Annotated in this window: 16 protein-coding genes; 7 read left to right on the top strand and 9 right to left on the bottom strand. The window is 56.3% G+C overall.

The window, feature by feature from the left end:
• Positions 1-25 precede the first annotated feature (25 nt).
• Positions 26-943, bottom strand: coding sequence for a putrescine utilization regulator PtrR (ptrR, locus tag ACUTQW_RS01970; RefSeq protein ID WP_235196102.1), 918 nt, complete (start codon positions 941-943; stop codon positions 26-28).
• Positions 944-1050: 107 nt separating this feature from the next.
• On the opposite strand from ptrR, the gene ACUTQW_RS01965 reads away from it, so the two are divergent.
• The 7 genes from ACUTQW_RS01965 to mglC all read left to right on the top strand — a co-directional run bounded on the left by ACUTQW_RS01965 (position 1051) and on the right by mglC (position 9603).
• Positions 1051-2208 carry a YbfB/YjiJ family MFS transporter gene (locus ACUTQW_RS01965; RefSeq protein WP_235196103.1) on the top strand — a complete coding sequence of 386 codons (1158 nt, stop codon included), beginning with the start codon at positions 1051-1053 and terminating at the stop codon, positions 2206-2208.
• Between the two features lie 247 nt (positions 2209-2455).
• The gene (gene folE / locus ACUTQW_RS01960) at positions 2456-3121 is read left to right on the top strand and encodes a GTP cyclohydrolase I FolE (RefSeq protein WP_004942347.1); all 666 of its coding nucleotides are present in this window, start codon (positions 2456-2458) and stop codon (positions 3119-3121) included.
• A 179-nt stretch (positions 3122-3300) separates the two neighbouring features.
• Positions 3301-4482: a DUF418 domain-containing protein YeiB gene (gene yeiB / locus ACUTQW_RS01955; RefSeq protein WP_277749125.1), complete on the top strand. Its 1182-nt coding sequence runs from the start codon at positions 3301-3303 to the stop codon at positions 4480-4482.
• A gap of 129 nt (positions 4483-4611) precedes the next feature.
• Positions 4612-5649 carry an HTH-type transcriptional regulator GalS gene (gene galS, locus ACUTQW_RS01950; RefSeq protein WP_235196104.1) on the top strand — a complete coding sequence of 346 codons (1038 nt, stop codon included), beginning with the start codon at positions 4612-4614 and terminating at the stop codon, positions 5647-5649.
• A gap of 254 nt (positions 5650-5903) precedes the next feature.
• Positions 5904-6896, top strand: coding sequence for a galactose/glucose ABC transporter substrate-binding protein MglB (mglB, locus tag ACUTQW_RS01945; RefSeq protein ID WP_004942352.1), 993 nt, complete (start codon positions 5904-5906; stop codon positions 6894-6896).
• A gap of 176 nt (positions 6897-7072) precedes the next feature.
• The gene (gene mglA, locus ACUTQW_RS01940) at positions 7073-8581 is read left to right on the top strand and encodes a galactose/methyl galactoside ABC transporter ATP-binding protein MglA (RefSeq protein WP_004942353.1); all 1509 of its coding nucleotides are present in this window, start codon (positions 7073-7075) and stop codon (positions 8579-8581) included.
• A gap of 11 nt (positions 8582-8592) precedes the next feature.
• A complete protein-coding gene (gene mglC, locus ACUTQW_RS01935) occupies positions 8593-9603 on the top strand; it encodes a galactose/methyl galactoside ABC transporter permease MglC (RefSeq protein ID WP_445654791.1) in 1011 nt (336 codons plus the stop codon).
• 61 nt (positions 9604-9664) lie between these two features.
• On the opposite strand, the gene sanA is transcribed toward mglC, so the two are convergent.
• The 8 genes from sanA to metG form a co-directional block, all read right to left on the bottom strand.
• A complete protein-coding gene (sanA, locus tag ACUTQW_RS01930; protein ID WP_004942356.1) occupies positions 9665-10408 on the bottom strand; it encodes an outer membrane permeability protein SanA in 744 nt (247 codons plus the stop codon).
• Between the two features lie 169 nt (positions 10409-10577).
• Positions 10578-12275, bottom strand: a complete 1698-nt coding sequence (locus tag ACUTQW_RS01925) for an NAD-dependent malic enzyme (protein WP_004942358.1) — start codon at positions 12273-12275, stop codon at positions 10578-10580.
• A 221-nt stretch (positions 12276-12496) separates the two neighbouring features.
• The gene (gene cdd / locus ACUTQW_RS01920; RefSeq protein ID WP_445654790.1) at positions 12497-13381 is read right to left on the bottom strand and encodes a cytidine deaminase; all 885 of its coding nucleotides are present in this window, start codon (positions 13379-13381) and stop codon (positions 12497-12499) included.
• A gap of 137 nt (positions 13382-13518) precedes the next feature.
• The gene (locus tag ACUTQW_RS01915) at positions 13519-14214 is read right to left on the bottom strand and encodes a CidB/LrgB family autolysis modulator (protein ID WP_004942363.1); all 696 of its coding nucleotides are present in this window, start codon (positions 14212-14214) and stop codon (positions 13519-13521) included.
• Complete coding sequence (locus ACUTQW_RS01910; protein ID WP_006324397.1) at positions 14211-14618, bottom strand: CidA/LrgA family protein; 408 nt, start codon at positions 14616-14618, stop codon at positions 14211-14213. The genes ACUTQW_RS01915 and ACUTQW_RS01910 overlap by 4 nt, the downstream gene beginning before the upstream one ends.
• 138 nt (positions 14619-14756) lie before the next feature.
• Complete coding sequence (locus ACUTQW_RS01905; protein WP_064798744.1) at positions 14757-15983, bottom strand: MFS transporter; 1227 nt, start codon at positions 15981-15983, stop codon at positions 14757-14759.
• A gap of 181 nt (positions 15984-16164) precedes the next feature.
• Positions 16165-17241, bottom strand: coding sequence for a sugar ABC transporter substrate-binding protein (locus ACUTQW_RS01900; RefSeq protein WP_325986996.1), 1077 nt, complete (start codon positions 17239-17241; stop codon positions 16165-16167).
• Between the two features lie 204 nt (positions 17242-17445).
• On the bottom strand, positions 17446-19473 hold the full coding sequence (gene metG, locus ACUTQW_RS01895) for a methionine--tRNA ligase (protein WP_041416842.1): 2028 nt from the start codon (positions 19471-19473) through the stop codon (positions 17446-17448).
• Positions 19474-19573: the final 100 nt, after the last annotated feature.

The raw sequence follows: 19573 nt of genomic DNA, 5'->3' as shown, positions 1-19573 counted from the left end.
AGTCTCCAGTGGTCTATTTTTTAAATCAGGCTATGTCGATAGCGTCTGATGAAACGAGGTTGGTGTTGTCAACAGCGGCGGTTTCCGCCTGTTCAATAATCAGTTCTTTCAGCGCCCGCACGTTCGGGCTGAACGCATCGCGCCGCCACAGCAACCAGGTGGCGGTTTGGGCGATATCATCCGGCAGGGCATGCACTTTCACCCGTTCATGGCCTGGCAACAGGCTGAGCACCGAATGCGGGATCATCGCCAGCCCGGCGCCGCTGGCAACGCAGGCCAGCATCGCGTGATAGGACTGGATTTCCATAATCTGGCCTGGCAATACGCCTTCGCGCTTGAACCAGGACTCCAGCCGCAGGCGGTAAGAACAGCTTGCCCGAAAGGCAAACAGCGTTTCGCCTTTGGCGTCTTTAGCGTTATGAATCGGCAGGTGGTCAAGGCAGGAGATCACCACCATGTGTTCGGGGAAGGCGATACAACCGTTGAGTTCGTCATACTGAACCGGCCTATCGACCAGCGCCGCCGCCAACGTACCGGCGCGTACCCGTTCGGTGATTTCGCCCGAGGTGCCGGTGATCAACGACAGCGACACCTGCGAAAAACGCTGGTGATAGGCGGCCAGCAGAGTAGGCAGGCGGGTAGCGGCCGTGCTTTCCATCGAGCCGATAGCGAAGTTACCCGCCGGCTCACCGGCATGGGTGATGCTCATGGCCTCTTCGCTGAGCGCCAGAATGCGGTTGGCGTAGCAGAGAAAGTTGTGACCCATCGGCGAAAGACGCAGGCGCTGTTTTTCGCGGATGAAAAGATCGGTGCCCAGTTCATGCTCAAGCTGACGCAGGCGCGTGGTCAGGTTCGACGGCACGCGGTGCAGTTGCTCGGCGGCACGGGCGACGGAGCCGGTTTCGGCGACGCTGCAGAACATGCGAAGCTGGGTCAGATCCATGGTCTTCTCTTTTCGTGATGAACTTGATGAGTATTATTCATTTTTTGTGAGTTTAATACTGCGGCATGATGCTGGCAACTCTCTTTTAACAGTCTGGATAACTCTACATGGCCTTAAGAATTGCCCTGAGCGGTTTTATTGCGTTGATCGTCGCGATGGGGATTGGGCGCTTCGCCTTTACCCCGCAGGTGCCGCTGATGATTGCCGAGCACCAGTTTACCCTGACCGGGGCCGGGCTGGTGGCGGCAATCAACTACCTTGGGTATCTGTGCGGCGCTTACGACGCCATGCGCGCCAGCCGCCACGTTGAGCGCCGGCTGTGGCTGGGCGTGTGGGGTGCGGTGGCCTTGACGCTGCTTTCCGCCGTGGTGCAGGGCGAGTGGTGGCATGGTGCGGTGCGATTTATCATCGGCTGGGCCAGCGGCTGGTCGATGGTATTGGTGGCGGCCTGGACCAACGAGCGGTTGGCGCATTATGGCCGGCCGGCGCTGAGCGCGGCGGTATTCGCCGGCCCGGGTGCCGGAATTTTTATCAGCGGCATGTTGGCGGTGGGCATTCATAGCCTGGCCCTGACGGCGTCGCAGGCCTGGATGGTGTACGGCGTATTGGCGCTGGTACTGATTGGCGCCATCAGCATCAACCTGCCGCGTGCCGGCGAGTTGCATCGCCCCAACGTGGCAGCGGAGCCGCTGCAACTGACCCCGGCGTTGAAACGCCTGGTATGGAGCTACAGTCTGGCGGGGTTTGGCTATATTCTGCCGGCGACCTTTCTGTCGCAGATGGCGGCGGCGCGTTTCCCTAACAGCGTGTTCGCTCAATTCGTTTGGCCGATCTTCGGTGGTGCGGCGGTGTTGGGGATCGTCCTCGGCATTCTGACCCGCCACCGGCTGACCACTCAGTCACGTCTGGCTATTACCCTGTGGGTGCAGGCGCTGGGGGTATTGTGTGCGGAAGTGGTACCGGGTGTGGCCGGGTTGGCGCTGGGAGCGCTGCTTACCGGCGGCGGTTTCCTCAGCGTGGTGCAGCTTTCCATCCAGCATGGCCGGGAGTTGGCGCCCAACCATGCGCGCTATATGGCGGGATTGTTGACCACCGGTTATGCGCTGGGGCAACTGGTTGGCCCTACGTTGTCGGCGCTGTCGACGGCATTGACCCACAGGCTGGAACCGGCGCTGTATGTGGCGGTTGTGGGTCTGATCGTGGCCGGTCTGCTGGTGGTGAATACGCCGGCGCGTGAATTGGCGCGAAAACCGACGCCGCCGTGATTAAATTCCGTACAAAAAACGCGGGATACCCGCAGCAGGCCTGATTGTGCTAAATGCGAATATTTCACCTGCGGTTGAAGTACAATCACTGGATAATCCCTTCACTCTCCTCTAGAGTGGGGTCAAAATCTTGACCGAGTTCACGTTATCAACTACGGAAACTTCTGCCGTCAGGAGAGTATGCAATTCACCTGTCTGCCCGGTAAAGCCGCCGGATGGGTGAGTTCAAGTCCGTTGGAGAGAATAAATGACATCATTAAGTAAAGAAGCTGCCCTGGTTCACGCAGCGCTCGAAGAGCGTGGTCTGGAAACCCCGTTGCGCGGTGAAGTGCTGGATCGCGAAACGCGCAAACGTCGTATTAAAGAGCACATGACGGAAATCATGCAGCTGCTTAATCTCGATCTGTCCGACGACAGCCTGGCGGAAACCCCGCACCGCATTGCCAAAATGTATGTCGATGAGATTTTCTCCGGTCTGGACTACGCCAACTTCCCAAAAATCACCGTCATCGAAAACAAGATGAAGGTAGATGAAATGGTGACGGTGCGCGATATCACGCTGACCAGCACCTGCGAGCATCACTTCGTGACCATCGACGGCAAAGCGACCGTGGCCTACATTCCGAAAGATGCGGTCATTGGCCTGTCGAAAATCAACCGTATCGTGCAGTTCTTCTCCCAGCGCCCCCAGGTGCAGGAGCGTTTGACTCAGCAGATCCTGGTGGCATTGCAAACCTTGCTCGGTACCAATAACGTGGCGGTATCGATCGATGCGGTCCATTATTGTGTCAAGGCACGCGGCATCCGTGACGCGACCAGCGCCACCACCACCACTTCTCTGGGCGGGCTGTTCAAGTCCAGCCAGAACACGCGCCAGGAGTTTTTGCGCGCGGTGCGTCATCACCAGGGGTGATGGCGGGCCATTTCTACCCTAGATAATTGAGTTGCATCAAGGCGGCAAGGGCGCTTATCCCGATGAGCTTACTCAGGTAAGTGATTCGGGTAAGTGCACGCAGTCAACACAGAGGCAGCTTCAAGTATAACAGGCGCCTGCGGGCGCCTTTTTAATGAGCGGCATACAGCGGTAAAATAATGAACACTAGCTCCACGGCCCCCTTGCCACGCATCGCCACGCTGGACTGCGTGCGAGGTATCGCCATTCTTGGCATTCTTCTGCTGAATATCAGCGCCTTTGGCTTGCCAAAGGCGGCCTACCTTAACCCCGCCTATCTGGGGCTGCCGACTTCTCGCGATGCCTGGACCTGGGCGCTGCTGGATATTTTCGCGCAGGCCAAGTTCCTGGCCATGTTTGCCCTGTTATTCGGCGCAGGTCTGCAAATGCTGCTGCGCCGCGGCAAAGGTTGGATACGCGCCCGGCTGTCGTGGTTGGTGCTGTTTGGTCTGGGGCATGCCATTTTCCTCTGGGACGGTGATATTTTGCTGGCTTACGGCTTAATCGGCCTGGTGTGCTGGCGGATGATCCGCGACGCGAAAGAAACGTATCAACTGCTGAAAACCGGCGTGGTGCTGTACCTGATTGGCGTTGGGGTGTTGCTGCTGCTGGGGTTCGTTTCGCACGGTGAGCCGGGCGGTTTCTGGCAACCCGGCGTAGCTGAGCTGCAGTATGAGAAGTTCTGGAAATTGCAGGGGGGCATGGAGGCATGGCGCAGCCGTGTTGACCTGCTGTCTTCCAGCCTGCTGGCGATTGGCGCTCAATACGGCTGGGAACTGGCGGGCCTGATGTTGTTCGGCGCGGGGTTGATGCGCAGCGGTTGGCTGCGCGGTACCTATTCGCCGGGCTACTATCGCCGGCAGGCGGCCTGGCTGATACCGCTTTCATTGCTGATCCAAGTGCCGGCGGTGGCGTTGCAATGGCATCTGCACTGGGACTACCGCTGGAGCGGGTTTTTATTGCAGGTGCCGCGTGAGTTGGGCTCGCCGCTGCAGGCGATGGGCTATCTGGCGCTGTGTTACGGTTTCTGGCCTACGCTGTCGCGCTTGCGCATCGGCCATTGGCTGACGCAGGTCGGGCGTATGGCGCTGAGCAACTATCTGCTGCAAACGCTGATTTGCACCACGCTGTTCTATCGCTTTGGCCTGTATCAGCAGTTTGACCGCCTGCAACTGTTGGCGTTTGTGCCGTTGGTCTGGCTGGCTAACCTGTTGTTTTCCAACCTGTGGTTGAGGCACTTCCCGCAGGGGCCGGTAGAGTGGCTGTGGCGCAAATTGACTCATCTGGCCGCCGGCCAAGCGGAAACCAAGGCGCTGAACTGAGATCTGGCGCAGGCAGGTTAAAAAAATGTATGTAAACGTTTTCTTTCCTGTGACGTAATTCACGCAGAGGAGGATGACAAACGGGGTAGGATAGCGCCACTGTCAACTACCCCGACCTCAGGATCTTTCATGGCCTCTGTTCACCCAATCACCATTCGCGACGTGGCGAAACGCGCGGGCGTGTCCGTGGCGACCGTCTCCCGCGTGCTGAACAATAGCGCCCTGACCAGCAAACAGACGCGTGAAGGGGTGCTGCAGGCGGTAGCGGAGCTGGGCTATCGGCCCAATGCCAATGCGCAGGCGTTGGCCACCCAAAGCAGCGATACCCTCGGCGTGGTGGTGATGGACGTTTCCGACCCCTTCTTTGGCGCTTTGGTGAAAGCGGTAGACACTGTGGCGCAGAAAAACCACAAATACCTGCTGATAGGCAACAGTTACCATCAGGCGGAAAAAGAGCGTCATGCCATCGAAGTATTGATTCGGCAGCGATGCAATGCCTTGATTGTTCATGCAAAGGCCTTGTGTGACGCCGAGTTGATCGCCTTTCTCGAACAAGTGCCGGGTATGGTGCTGATTAACCGAATCATCGCCGGCTACGAACACCGCTGCGTTGGCCTGGATAACGTCAGCGGCGCGGAGATGGCGATGCGCCTGCTGCTGTCGCAGGGCCATCAACGTATTGGCTATCTGGGCTCCAATCACCCGATCGAAGACGGGCCGCTGCGTCAGCAGGGCTATGAACAGGCGATGAGCGTGGCGAGGCTGGCGACGCCGGACAGCTGGCGCGCTTACGGCTCGCCGGATCTGCAGGGCGGGGAGGCCGCGATGGTCGAGCTGCTTGGCCGTAATCTGCATCTGAGCGCCGTGTTCGCTTACAACGATGCTATGGCCGCCGGTGCCATGGCGGTGCTGAAAGAAAACGGTATCATTGTGCCGCAAAATTTCTCGATAGTGGGGTTCGATGATATCCCCATTGCACGCTATACCAGCCCTAAACTGACCACGGTACGCTATCCCATTGTTACCATGGCGACTCTTGCCACCGAATTGGCCCTGCGGGGCGCGGCTGGCGGGCTGGAGCCACAGGCGCGCCACCTGTTTATGCCCACTCTGGTACGTCGCCATTCCGATGCCCCCTGGCAAAGTGAGGCGGCGGTCACTCTCTGAAGATTTAATCTTGTGTAACCGTTTTCAATCTGTGAGAAAATTCACAGATTATTAACATCGCCCCGTCTATGCTCTAGGCGTTTTCCGGCGCAAAGGCACTTGCCGCTGCCGTTTTGATCTCGCGCTGACACAGCACTTTTCAGGAATAACATGATTCACGGATGACAGGGAACCTGCCAGACCCGGTCGTGCACCCACCGCCGGTTACCTTTGGCTCAATACCGAGTACGACCTACATAAACCGGAGACAGACAATGAATAAGAAGGTTTTCACCCTGGCCGCGACGGCCGCAGCCATGATGTTTGGTGCTGCAGCTCATGCAGATACCCGTATTGGCGTCACCATTTATAAATACGACGACAACTTTATGTCGGTAGTGCGCAAGGCGATCGAGAAAGACGCCAAGGCCTCTCCGGATATCACTCTGCTGATGAATGACTCGCAGAACGATCAGTCCAAGCAAAACGACCAGATTGATGTGCTGATCGCCAAAGGCGTGAAAGCGCTGGCGATTAACCTGGTTGACCCTGCCGCCGCTCCGGTGGTTATCGATAAGGCACGCGCAAACGATATCCCTGTCGTGTTTTACAACAAAGAGCCTTCCCGCAAAGCGCTGGACAGCTACGACAAAGCGTTTTACGTCGGGACCGACTCCAAGGAGTCCGGCGTGATCCAGGGCCAGCTGATCGCCAAGCACTGGAAAGCCAACCCGAACTGGGATCTGAACAAAGACGGTCAGATTCAGTATGTATTGCTGAAAGGCGAACCGGGCCACCCGGATGCCGAAGCGCGCACCACCTATGTGGTGAAGACGTTGAACGAAGGCGGTCTTAAAACTCAGCAACTGCAGATGGACACCGCCATGTGGGACACCGCTCAGGCGAAAGACAAAATGGACGCCTGGTTGTCCGGCCCGAACGCCAACAAAATTGAAGTGGTTATCGCCAACAACGATGCAATGGCAATGGGCGCGGTAGAAGCGCTGAAGGCACACAACAAATCCAGCATTCCGGTATTCGGCGTGGATGCGTTGCCGGAAGCTCTGGCGATGGTCAAATCCGGCGCGATGGCGGGGACGGTGCTGAACGATGCCGACAACCAGGCTAAAGCCACCTTCGAATTGGCGAAAAACCTGGCTGCGGGCAAACCGGCCGCCGACGGCACCCAATATAAAATCGAAAATAAAGTGGTGCGCATTCCTTACGTTGGCGTAGATAAAGACAATCTGTCTCAGTTTGTTAAGTAAGTTCTGAGATAAGCCGTAATGACCCCGCCTGGGGTGCGCTCAGCGCCAACACCAGGAAAGCCGCAGGCGGGGGAATTTTTTATTAAAATGACAGCCTATACCCGACGGATTTCACGGTGCAGCGGACAACGCTGCGGTTTGAAAGACGAGGGGTACAATAATAGCCAGGTGTATTTATGGCCGACAGCCCACGCGAATTCCTCCTGGAAATGACCGATATCAGTAAGTCATTCCCCGGCGTCAAGGCATTGGATAATGTTAACCTGCGCGTTCGTCCGCACTCCATTCATGCGTTAATGGGAGAGAACGGCGCCGGGAAATCGACATTATTAAAATGCCTGTTTGGCATTTATAAAAAAGATGCCGGCAGTATTGTTTTTCAGGGCCGGGAAATTGATTTCAAAAGCTCAAAAGAGGCGCTGGAACACGGCGTTTCAATGGTGCATCAGGAGTTAAACCTGGTCCTGCAGCGCACCGTGATGGACAACATGTGGCTGGGGCGTTATCCGACCAAAGGCATGTTTGTCGATCAGGAAAAGATGTTGAAGGACACCCAGGCGATATTCGACGAGCTGGATATCGATATCAACCCACGGGATAAAGTGGGCACGCTATCGGTATCGCAAATGCAGATGATCGAAATCGCCAAGGCGTTTTCCTATGACGCCAAGATTGTCATTATGGATGAGCCGACCTCGTCGCTGACGGAAAAAGAGGTGAACCATTTGTTCACCATTATTCGCAAGCTGAAAGAGCGCGGCTGCGGCATTGTTTATATCTCGCACAAAATGGAAGAGATCTTCCAGCTGTGCGATGAAATCACCATCCTGCGCGACGGCCAGTGGATCGCCACTCAGCCGCTGGAAGGGCTGGATATGGACAAGATCATCTCGATGATGGTGGGCCGTTCGCTCAGTCAGCGTTTCCCCGACAGACAGAATACGCCGGGAGAGGTAATTCTGGAGGTGAAGAACCTGACGTCATTGCGCCAGCCTTCCATTCGCGATGTTTCCTTCGATCTGCACCAGGGTGAAATTCTTGGCATTGCCGGGTTGGTGGGCGCCAAGCGCACGGACATTGTGGAAACCCTGTTCGGTATCCGTGAAAAAGTGGCAGGCACCATCAAGCTGCACGGCAAGGCCATCAACAATCACAGCGCCAATGAAGCGATTAACCACGGTTTTGCACTGGTAACGGAAGAGCGACGCTCTACCGGGATTTACGCCTATCTGGACGTGGGCTTTAACTCGCTGATATCCAATATCCGCAACTATAAAAATAAAATCGGTCTGCTGGACAACGCCCGGATGAAAAGCGACACCCAATGGGTGATCGACGCCATGCGGGTCAAAACGCCGGGCCACCACACCCATATCGGTTCGCTGTCCGGCGGTAACCAGCAGAAGGTGATTATCGGCCGCTGGCTGCTAACCCAACCGGAAATATTAATGCTGGATGAACCGACGCGCGGCATTGACGTCGGCGCCAAATTCGAAATTTATCAGCTGATGACCGAATTGGCGAAGAAGGGCAAGGGGATCATTATTGTATCGTCCGAAATGCCGGAGCTTTTGGGAATTACCGACAGAATACTGGTGATGAGTAATGGTCAGGTTGCGGGCATCGTCAACACCAAACAGACCTCGCAAAATGAAATTTTACGTCTCGCATCCCTGCACCTTTAAGGATCAGAATTATGAACGCGCTGAATAAAAAAACTTTGTTCACCTATTTTAAAGAAGGTGGCATTTACGTGGTATTGCTGGTACTGCTGGCAATTATTATTATCCAGGACCCGACTTTCCTCAGTTTAATGAACCTGAGCAACATCCTGACCCAGTCATCGGTGCGTATCATTATTGCACTGGGCGTGGCCGGGCTGATCGTGACTCAGGGCACAGACCTGTCCGCCGGGCGCCAGGTTGGGCTGGCGGCGGTGGTGGCGGCAACGCTGCTGCAGTCGATGGACAACGTCAATAAAGTGTTTCCGCATATGGAAACCTGGTCTATTCCGCTGGTGATCCTGCTGGTGTGCGCCGTGGGTGCTGTGATCGGCCTGGTGAACGGTCTGATCATCGCCTACTTGAATGTGACGCCGTTTATTACCACCCTGGGTACCATGATCATCGTCTACGGCATCAACTCGCTGTATTACGATTCTGTCGGCGCTTCGCCGGTGGCGGGGTTCGATCCGAAGTTCTCCAGCTTTGCCCAGGGATTCCTGCGCTTTGGCGACTTTAAGCTGTCGTACATTACCTTCTACGCCATTATCGCGATTATTTTTGTCTGGATCCTGTGGAATAAAACCCGCTTCGGCAAAAATATCTTCGCCATCGGCGGTAACCCGGAAGCGGCAAAGGTTTCCGGCGTGAACGTGTCGTTGAACCTGATCATGATCTATGCGCTGTCCGGCGTGTTCTATGCCTTCGGCGGCCTGTTGGAAGCCGGCCGTATCGGCAGCGCCACCAACAACCTTGGCTTTATGTATGAGCTGGATGCCATCGCCGCCTGCGTGGTGGGCGGCGTGTCCTTTGCCGGTGGGGTGGGGACGGTATTGGGCGTAGTGACCGGGGTGATCATCTTTACCGTCATCAACTACGGGCTGACCTACATTGGCGTTAACCCTTATTGGCAGTACATCATCAAGGGCGGCATCATTATCTTCGCCGTGGCGCTGGACTCGCTGAAATACGCCAAGAAGAAATAAGCGTTCCGCAGCAATAAAAACGGTCGGCAGATGCCGACCGTTTTTATTTTCACCGTTGCAGCTAAGGCTGTTTGGCCTTTTGCTTTTCTTCTTTCAGCTTGTGCTCCAGCTCTACCAGTTGCTCTGGCGACACCGCCGGATAACCCTGGGCGTCTTCCGGCACCGCATGCATGGAGGAGATGGGGATTAGCGGGCCGAGGAAGCGCGGTTCGCGTTTGAGTATGTACAGATCGGTCAGCGCGCCAAGGCGGGCGAAGATCTCGCGAGCGCGCACCGTCATCATGTCTTTCGGCGACGGCACTGCGTAGCATTGAGCCTGGATCCCCATATGCAGGGCAATAAACAGCGCGCGCTCGCAGTGGAAGCGCTGGGTGATAATGATGAAGTCATTGGTGTCGAACACCTTGCGGGTGCGCACTATGGAGTCCAGGGTGCGGAACCCGGCGTAATCCAGCACGATATCGCTGGGCGCCACGCCTGCGGCGATCAGATCGCGGCGCATGGTCATGGGCTCGTTATAGCTTTGCTGGGCATTGTCTCCGCTCAGCAGCAGGTATTTCACCTTGCCGCTGTTATAGGCGTTAATCGCGCCCTGAATACGGTAACGGTAATACTGGTTGATGACGCCGGTACGGTAATATTTGGCGGTGCCTAGCACCACGCCAACCTGGCGATGGGGCAGACCCTGGAGTTCGTCGTAGACGTAAGGTGCGGTTTTCCAACTGATCCAGCGATCGAGCGCGAGCGCCGAGAGCATCAACACCGCAATGATGATGAACAGGCTGATTATCAGGCGTTTCCACATGTTATTGCCTTACGCGCACAGGGGCCAAAAAAGATGGCTCAAGGCTACTTTACCTGACTGGCTGACGCAAGCTGTCCGCCGCCTGAAGCACGTATTGCGCCGCATTTTTAGGCGGTTTTGACAATAAAAAAGGTCCGGCGTGCCGGACCTTGCGCTTCACCTGCGTAAATCAGAACGAGGTGCGTTTGTAGCTGCGGTACTGCGGTCGCCAGAAGTTGTGTTCAATGGCTTTCGACAGCGCTTCTTCAGAGGTGACCACCGCCATTCCCTGCAGCTGCGCCGCTTTACCCACTTCCATCGCGATGCACTTGGAGACGCCCTGAATATCGTCGATATTCGGCAACAGTGCGCCATGTCCGTCGGTCGCCAGCGGCGAACAATCTGCCAGCGCACGGCTGGCCGCCATCAGCATGGCGTCGGTCACGCGAGTGGCGCCGGAAGCCAACACGCCCAAACCAATCCCCGGGAAGATATAGGAGTTGTTGCATTGGGCGATAGGGAACAACTGGTCTTTATAGCTCACCGGCGCGAACGGGCTGCCGGTCGCGACCAGCGCGGCACCGTCGGTCCAGTTGATGATGTCTTCCGGGCGGGCTTCCACGCGCGAGGTCGGGTTGGACAGCGGCATGACGATCGGACGCGGACAATGCTTGTGCATTTCGCGGATCAGCTCTTCGGTAAACAGGCCCGGCTGGCCGGAAACGCCGATCAAAATGCTCGGTTTGGCGTTACGCACTACGTCCAGCAGCGAGATAGCGTCGCTGGAGGTCTGCCATGAAGCCAGGTTCTCGCTCTTTTGCACCAGTTTGCTCTGGAAATCGAGCAGGTTGGGCAGTTTGTCGGTCAGCAGGCCGAAACGGTCCACCATGAAGACCCGGGCGCGCGCTTCGGCTTCGCTCAACCCTTCAGATTTCATCTGCGCGATAATCTGCTCGGCGATGCCGCAACCGGCTGAACCGGCACCAAGGAAGGTCACGGTTTGGTCGCGCAACTGGCTGCCGGCGGCGCGGCTGGCGGCGATCAGGCTGCCAAGGGTGACCGCTGCGGTGCCCTGAATATCGTCGTTGAAGCAGCAAATCTCATCGCGATAGCGGTTCAGCAGCGGAGTGGCGTTGTTCTGCGCGAAGTCTTCGAACTGCAGCAGCACATTTGGCCAGCGGCGTTTTACGGCCTGAATGAACTCTTCGACAAAGGCGTGGTATTCATCGCCGGAGATGCGCGGGTGGCGCCAGCCCATGTACAGCGGATCGTTAAGGCGCTGCGGGTTGTTGGTGCCAACGTCCAGCACTACCGGCAGGGTATAGGCCGGGCTGATGCCGCCACAGGCGGTATACAGCGACAGCTTGCCGATAGGAATGCCCATGCCGCCGATGCCCTGATCGCCCAGGCCGAGAATACGCTCACCGTCGGTGACCACGATCACTTTGACGTTTTGCTTGGTGGCGTTTTGCAGCATGTCGTCGATGCGATCGCGGTTTGGGTAAGAGATAAACAGCCCGCGCGCGCGGCGGTAGATGTCGGAGAAATGCTCACAGGCTTCGCCGACCGTCGGGGTGTAGATGATGGGCATCATCTCGCTCAGATGCGCGTCCAGCAGGCGGTAAAACAGGGTTTCGTTGGTATCCTGGATGTTGCGCAGATAGATGTGTTTGTCGTTATCGTTCTTGAAATCCTGATACTGACGATAGGCGCGCTCAACCTGCTCTTCGATGGTTTCCACCGCTTCAGGCAGTAAACCGTGCAGGTTGAAATGGCTGCGTTCATCTTCAGTGAAGGCGCTGCCTTTGTTCAGCAGCGGAAATTCCAGCAGAATCGGGCCGGCGTAAGGGATGTAGAGGGGGCGTTTGCTTTCGTATTCAAGTTCCATTGTTTTGCTCTTCAACGTATCGGATAGCTTTTATGATGCCGATCCTAAAAGATCGGGAAAATATGTACAGCAATTGTTATCGGATCATGAGGTAAATTGGCGTAATTATCGACGATCACGTCCTAATTTAACTAAAGAAAGTGTTTTAAGACGTGAATGCCATTGTAATCGGCTTACGGGGCTGTTAACAGCGGCGCCGGGCGGCACCGCCGTGATCGGGATTAGAAAGTGATGCGGCTGACGTTTTGGCAACCCAGCGCTTCCAGCGTGGCGCGGGTAGCATCCCACTGGGTGAGGATAGCGGTTTGCGGCTCGGCCAGTACCGCGCGGCGGATTTTCTGGCAGTCGCTTCCGGAGACGTTCAGCAGAATCAACGCGGCCTGCAGCGGCGGCAGGCTCGGGTTAAAGGCGGCGTTCTCCGCATAGCGCCCGGCATAAATCGTACCGTCTTCGGCCTCCAGCGCGACACCGCTGTGGGCGTTGCTGTAGGGGGCATGGCTTTGGTTAGCGGCCGCCAGCGCGGCTTTCTCCAGTTCGTCAGACAGCGTCAACTGGTAGCCCTGATCGACCCGATCCATCAGCAGCGTGGCGATATCCAGGTCTTTCGGGCCGAACGAGTCCGGCAGATAGTCGCCAAGCGTGGCCGGCTCACGACCGGGCAGGCGAATTTGCAGGCCGCTGCCGCTGTTCAGTTCGTTCATAAACTGGCGGCAGTGGCCGCAAGGCGTGTAGTTAACGGTGATGGAGACCAGGCCAGGCTCACCGCGCAACCAGGCGTGGGTCACGGCACACTGTTCTGCATGAATGGTTTGTTGCATCGGCGCACCGCTGAATTCCATATTGGCGCCAAAATAGAGGTTGCCCCTCTGGCCGCGGGCAATGGCACCGACGTGGAAATGGGAGATCGGCGTCAACGAGCAGGCCGCCGCCAAAGGCAGCAGGGCAAATGCCAGAGCATCATCATCCAGCCCGCAGCGCTGCTTGATCGCGTCTACCTGCTCCGCTCTGAACATGGCCGGGAAATCAGGCGCATCAAAATAAGGCAGCAGGACGGATTGCAATGTCGCGGACAGTTCGCCGAAAGCGGTGTGAAAACGCGGGTGCATAGAAAATCTCTCTACAGGTTAACGGGATAACATTTTAGGCAGCCTTGAAGCAATAAAGTGTGATTTATATCTCTTTATTGATGAAATCACTGCAATGAAAACGATAAATGCGAGATGTATCGCAAGTTTCCAACCCGTTAACCGAACAGATGCAGCAGCACCGGGAAGACAAAGGGCGCCAGCAGAGAAGTAATAATCCCGCAGATCACCAGCGCCAGAGAGCTGAAAGCGCCTTCCTGATAGTCCATTTCCGCACAACGTGCCGTGCCTATGGCATGCGAAGCGGTGCCCATCGCCAGGCCGCGTGCCGAACGGGTGGTGATTTTCAGCATCCTGAACAGCGAATGGCCAAATACTGAACCGAAGATGCCGGCGAAAATAACGCAGACGGCGCTGATTGCGGGGATGCCGCCAAGGGATCCCGCTACCGCCATGGCGATTGGCGTAGTGACGGATTTCGGCATGATTGATGCGGCAATTTCCGGCGTTGCGCCCATCCACAACGCGATGGCGCCGCCGCTGATCATCGCCGTCATGCTGCCGATAAAGCACACTGCGATAATCGACTTCCAGCGAGCGCGGATCTGGTGCAACTGCTCATACAGCGGGAAGGCCAGCGCCACTACTGCCGGTTGCAGCAAATCGTTGAGAATTTTGCTGCCCTGAAAATAGCGTTCATAGGGAACGCCGGTCAGCAGCAGCAGGGGAATGATCACCGCCATGGAAACCAGCAGCGGGTTCAGCAGCGGCATCTTCAACCGCTGAGCCAGCCAGCGAGCCGCAAAGTAGACCAACAGCGTCAACGGCAATGACCACCAGATTTCATGGATCATTTTTTACCCTCCGCAGGATCGTCACTGCCGATGATTTTACGTTCACGGTGAAAATAATGAGAGGTGCAGGCGACGACGATCAGCACCATCAGGGTGCTGATAACGCAGGAAACCACCAGCGGGCTGAGATGTTCGATGATTTGGTCGTAATAGTTCATCACGCCGACGCCAATCGGCACGAACAGCAGCACCATATAACGGATCAGCAGATGACAGCCGGGCTTGACCCACTTCGCCGGCAAAATTTGGCTGGAGAGCAGGGCAAACAGGATTAGCATGCCGATAATGCTACCGGGAATGGCGATCGGCAGTAGCGCCGCGATGGCATTGCCGGCAAACAAGCAGAGGTAGATAAGGACGATTGCCCTCAGGTATTTCCAGCACAGTGTAAGCACGTTGGCCATCACCTTTTCCCGTTTAACTGATGTATTCATCATACAATTAAACTGTGACCTGCGCCACAAATCACACCATGAATTCTCTCTATGACATCCATGCCCGTTGGGCAGGTTGGCAGCACCGGCGAAAGGTCGCGCGCAGTCTTATTCCACGTAGGTGGCGATAGAGTTCGGTTGCTGTTTCTGCGCCAGCCGGTGGCCGAGGAAAAAGAATAGCAGGCTCAATAACGCGGCGGCAATCAACATCAGGAACATCAATGGCGGTGCGGCGTAGCTGAGGATAAAACCGCAGAGCACCGGGTTGATGGCGCCCCCCAACGCACTGAGGTTTTGCACGCCGTAGTAGCTGCCCTTCAGATGCGCAGGTGCGATAAAGTCGATAAACATATATTCCACCGGGATAACGATAATCTCCCCCAGCGTGAATATCGCCATGGCCACGGCCCACAGCCAGACGGATTGCCCCGCCAGCATGAAACCGATCAGCCCGACAATGAAAAAGAGTGTGCCCAGCGCCAGCCAGCGCAGCATGTTTTCCTGACGCATGCCCCGGCTCAGCAAATACTGCAACGCGATGACGATACAGGCATTGACGATCATCACCATGCCAATGATTTTGTACGCGAATTCGGCGTTCGATACGATAATCAGGTATTGCGACAGATAGCCGGTGAACTGGCCGAAAACGACAGCCCCCAGCGTACTGCCGAGCGTAAAGTAAATCAGCCGACGATCGCTGCGCAGGATGGCCAGCGTCTGACGAAAATCAGGCAATGTGGTCGGCGCAGATTCGGCGGCCGCGGGTTGCCCTGAATGCAACTGCCCACGCAGACGAAAGCTCAGTGTCGCCACCGTCAATAAGGCCAGCCCACCGGAGAGGTAGAACGGCAGCAGCGGGTTCAGCCCGGCCACCATAACGCCCAGAGATGACCCCACCGCCCAGCCGACATTTACCAGCGTGTAATTGAGCGAAAAGGCTTTTATACGCTGCGTGACCGGCAGCCAGTCGGCAAAGCACGCTTTAATGGTGATGCCCAGCACCGAATAGGCAGTATGCAGGATCGCCAGCACCAGAACGATGCCTCCCGGGCGCGGGATCCACGGGATGGCGAAAAAGCTCAGGGCGAACAGTAAAATGGAAAGCAGGATCAATGTGTTTTTGTTGAACTTGTCCACCAGATAGCCACCATACAGGCTGGCGAAAATGCCGATCGCCAGGCTGATGCCCAGAATAATGCCGACGCTTTTCGGCAACAGGTGGAAATGCCCGGTGAGGTAAATAGTAATGAACGGCAGCGTGACGCCGCGGCCAATGGTCAACACCAGCGAACTGGCCAGCAGTGCGATGATCAGCGGTGGGAATCCCTTCATGTCGGACCTGTTTATGCATACAGCTATTGAGCGATGTTGATAACATAGCTCATTTTGGCCGACTGGGAAGATGCTGTGTGAAAAAAAGAGGTTACGCCGCCGCTTTTCACGCTGCCGCTGCCCCGAACAATAGGGGCGCCGCATGCAGCGCCCCTCTTTATCTGGGGATCAGCGGAAGAGATTATTTGCCCGATTTAGCCTGCAGCGTGGCGAACCAGGGCTGGATAAAATCGTTGCTGCTGCCCCAGCCCGGGATAATTTTTGCCAGCCCGGCCACGTTGACCGGCCCCGGCTGGCTGGCCAACAACGCCTGCGGAATAGACGCGGCCTTGAACTCATAGGTTGCAGGCGTAGGTTCACCGGCAATTTTGTTCGCCACCAGACGCAGGTTTACCGCACCAATCAGCTTGGTATCCACCGCTACGCTGACTTTCCACGGGCTATTGGCTTCGCGCATCAGTTGCAGATCCTGATTGGAGATATCGATGCTGTACAGTTTGATTTCGGTACGGCCATTTTCTTTCAGAGCCTTGTAGGCGCCTTGGCTAAAGGCATCCCAGGTGCCCCAGATCGCGTCAATCTTGCCTTTCGGATATTTGGCCAGCACCGCGCCAACCTTGTTGGCGGTATCGCCCTGCACGTCCGATGACACTGCGCCGATCGATTCCAACTCATGAATGCCCGGATTTTGCTTCAGCAACTGCTGGTAGGCAGCCTGACGGCGCTCCATCGGCGGGAAACCGGCGACCCAAAGCTTGATGATATTGGCTTTCCCGTTGAAGTCTTTAATCAGTTGGCCGAACGACTCATTTGCCAGCGAAGCGTCATCCTGTTGCGAAACCGTTACGCCGGGAATGCTGCCGCTGACGTCGGTATCAAATACGGAGACGGCAATGCCCGCCGCCGCAATGCGTTTGACCAAATCGGTGGAATAGGGCGCACGGCCCTGCGAGAGAATAATGCCGTCATATTTTTGGCTGACAGCCTGGTTCACGAAATCTTGAAAACGCGCATCGTCACCGTTGCTGAGGAAGGTATCTACTTTGAAACCCAGCTTACGCCCTTCCTGAATGGCGCCGGCCAGAAACTGAGTGGTGTTGTCGTCTGAACCCAGATTGCGGATCACTGCAATGCGGATCGGCCCCTGATGCTGGGCGATGGCGGTTGGCACCGGAGCCGGCGTGGACGATTCTGCGGCGAACAGTGGCAGGGCGGCCAGCAGGCCAATGGCCAGTAGCGGTGTTTTTATCGTTTTCATTATTATTGGCTCCAAAAGCAGGTGATGGCTATCCCGGTAAGGCGTTATTTATAGCAGTCCTTACATCTGGACGTCTATATGTAGTGCTGAAATATATCGCTTTTGGGCGGCATGCAAAATTTGCCTGCGATGGCGTCTTTTGAGGGGGGCACAAATAAAAAAGGGCCAAGCTGTTGCTTGGCCCTTATGGCAGTAAAGCGGAAGTTACTTCACCTGCATTCCTGGCTGAGCACCGCTGTCCGGGCTGAGCAGGAAGATCTCTTTGCCGCCAGGGCCGGCAGCCATCACCATGCCTTCAGAGATGCCGAAACGCATTTTGCGCGGCGCAAGGTTGGCGACCATGATGGTCAGGCGGCCTTCGAGCGCTTTCGGATCCGGGTAGGCGGAACGGATGCCGGAGAAGATCTGACGAGACTCGCCGCCCAGATCCAACTGCAGTTTCAGCAGTTTGTCAGAGCCTTCGACAAAGTCGGCGCTCTTGATCAAGGCGATGCGCATATCAACCTTGGCGAAATCGTCAAAGGTGATGGTTTCCTGAATCGGATCTTCAGCCAGCGGGCCGCTGACCACTTTAGCCGCTGCCATGTCTTCTTTTGAAGCGCTGACCATTTCATTCACCTTGTCCAGGTCGATACGGTTGAACAGGGCTTTGAACGCATTGACCTGATGGCCCAGCAGCGGCTGCTGGATCGCATCCCAGGTCAGTTCGCAGTTGAGGAAGGCTTCGGTACGTTCCGTCAGCGATGGCAGCACCGGCTTGAGGTAGGTCATCAGTACGCGGAACAGATTGATGCCCATCGAGCAGATGGCTTGCAAATCGGCATCGCGGCCTTCTTGCTTCGCGACGACCCAAGGTGCCTGCTCATCCACATAGCGGTTGGCCAGATCGGCCAGCGCCATGATTTCGCGGATTGCTCGGCCGGACTCACGGCTGGCGTAGGCCTCGGCGATGCTTCCTGCCGCGTCAACGAAGGTTTGGTACAGCGCAGGATCGGCCAGGTTATCGGCCAGTTGGCCGCCAAAACGCTTGCTGATAAAGCCGGCGTTGCGCGATGCCAGGTTAACCACCTTGTTCACGATATCGGCGTTCACGCGTTGCACGAAATCTTCCAGATTCAGGTCGATGTCGTCGATGCGCGAGGACAGCTTGGCGGCGTAGTAGTAACGCAGGCAGTCGGCATCCAGATGTTGCAGGTAGGTGCCGGCCTTGATAAAGGTGCCGCGGGACTTGGACATCTTGGCGCCGTTAACCGTCACATAGCCGTGTACGAACAGGTTGGTCGGTTTGCGGAAGTTACTGCCTTCCAGCATCGCCGGCCAGAACAGGCTGTGGAAATAAACGATGTCTTTGCCGATGAAGTGATACAGCTCGGTGCTGGAGTCTTTGCGCCAGAACTCGTCGAAGTCCAGATCGCCGCGTTTGTCGCACAGGTTCTTGAATGAGCCCATATAGCCGATTGGCGCATCCAGCCAGACGTAGAAGTATTTGCCTGGTGCGTCCGGGATCTCAAAGCCGAAATAGGGCGCGTCGCGGGAAATATCCCACTGTTGCAGACCCGACTCAAACCACTCCTGCATCTTGTTCGCTACCTGCTCTTGCAGCGCGCCGGAACGGGTCCAGGCCTGCAGCATTTCGCTGAACGAAGGCAGATCAAAGAAGAAGTGCTCCGAATCACGCAGGATCGGTGTGGCGCCGGAAACAACGGATTTCGGATCGATAAGCTCGGTCGGGCTGTAGGTCGCGCCGCACACTTCGCAGTTGTCGCCGTATTGGTCCGGCGATTTGCATTTCGGACAGGTGCCTTTCACGAATCTGTCAGGCAGGAACATGCCTTTTTCCGGATCGTACAACTGGGAAATAGTCCGGTTCTTGATAAAGCCGTTCTCTTTCAGACGGCCGTATATCAGGCTCGAGAGTTCACGGTTTTCATCGCTATGGGTGGAGTGATAGTTATCATAGCTGATGCCAAAACCGGCGAAATCCTGTTGGTGCTCCTGGCTCATTTCCGCAATCATTTCTTCCGGCTTGATGCCCAACTGCTGAGCTTTCAGCATGATCGGCGTGCCGTGCGCGTCGTCCGCACAGATGAAATGAACCTCGTGGCCGCGCATTCGTTGGTAACGAACCCAGATATCCGCCTGGATGTGCTCGAGCATGTGGCCGAGATGGATGGAACCATTTGCGTACGGTAGCGCGCACGTCACCAATAATTTTTTCGCGACTTGAGCCATAGTGAGAACTTGCTTTCTGTAATGAATAAAAAGGGTCTTCGATGTTACCCGATCGCGCTCTCTACGGCTAGGGCGGTTTCTTTCTACAGACACACGCCAG

The sequence above is a fragment of the Serratia sp. TSA_7 genome (genome assembly GCF_052692135.1).
Note: the sequence above shows the minus strand (reverse complement) of the source record. Positions and strands in the feature narration are given on the sequence as shown.

Coding starts and splice junctions, on each gene's coding strand:
- ptrR (WP_235196102.1), bottom strand. CDS start 943: ATGGATCTGACCCAGCTTCGCATGTTCTGCAGCGTCGCCGAAACCGGC.
- ACUTQW_RS01965 (WP_235196103.1), top strand. CDS start 1,051: ATGGCCTTAAGAATTGCCCTGAGCGGTTTTATTGCGTTGATCGTCGCG.
- folE (WP_004942347.1), top strand. CDS start 2,456: ATGACATCATTAAGTAAAGAAGCTGCCCTGGTTCACGCAGCGCTCGAA.
- yeiB (WP_277749125.1), top strand. CDS start 3,301: ATGAACACTAGCTCCACGGCCCCCTTGCCACGCATCGCCACGCTGGAC.
- galS (WP_235196104.1), top strand. CDS start 4,612: ATGGCCTCTGTTCACCCAATCACCATTCGCGACGTGGCGAAACGCGCG.
- mglB (WP_004942352.1), top strand. CDS start 5,904: ATGAATAAGAAGGTTTTCACCCTGGCCGCGACGGCCGCAGCCATGATG.
- mglA (WP_004942353.1), top strand. CDS start 7,073: ATGGCCGACAGCCCACGCGAATTCCTCCTGGAAATGACCGATATCAGT.
- mglC (WP_445654791.1), top strand. CDS start 8,593: ATGAACGCGCTGAATAAAAAAACTTTGTTCACCTATTTTAAAGAAGGT.
- sanA (WP_004942356.1), bottom strand. CDS start 10,408: ATGTGGAAACGCCTGATAATCAGCCTGTTCATCATCATTGCGGTGTTG.
- ACUTQW_RS01925 (WP_004942358.1), bottom strand. CDS start 12,275: ATGGAACTTGAATACGAAAGCAAACGCCCCCTCTACATCCCTTACGCC.
- cdd (WP_445654790.1), bottom strand. CDS start 13,381: ATGCACCCGCGTTTTCACACCGCTTTCGGCGAACTGTCCGCGACATTG.
- ACUTQW_RS01915 (WP_004942363.1), bottom strand. CDS start 14,214: ATGATCCATGAAATCTGGTGGTCATTGCCGTTGACGCTGTTGGTCTAC.
- ACUTQW_RS01910 (WP_006324397.1), bottom strand. CDS start 14,618: ATGGCCAACGTGCTTACACTGTGCTGGAAATACCTGAGGGCAATCGTC.
- ACUTQW_RS01905 (WP_064798744.1), bottom strand. CDS start 15,983: ATGAAGGGATTCCCACCGCTGATCATCGCACTGCTGGCCAGTTCGCTG.
- ACUTQW_RS01900 (WP_325986996.1), bottom strand. CDS start 17,241: ATGAAAACGATAAAAACACCGCTACTGGCCATTGGCCTGCTGGCCGCC.
- metG (WP_041416842.1), bottom strand. CDS start 19,473: ATGGCTCAAGTCGCGAAAAAATTATTGGTGACGTGCGCGCTACCGTAC.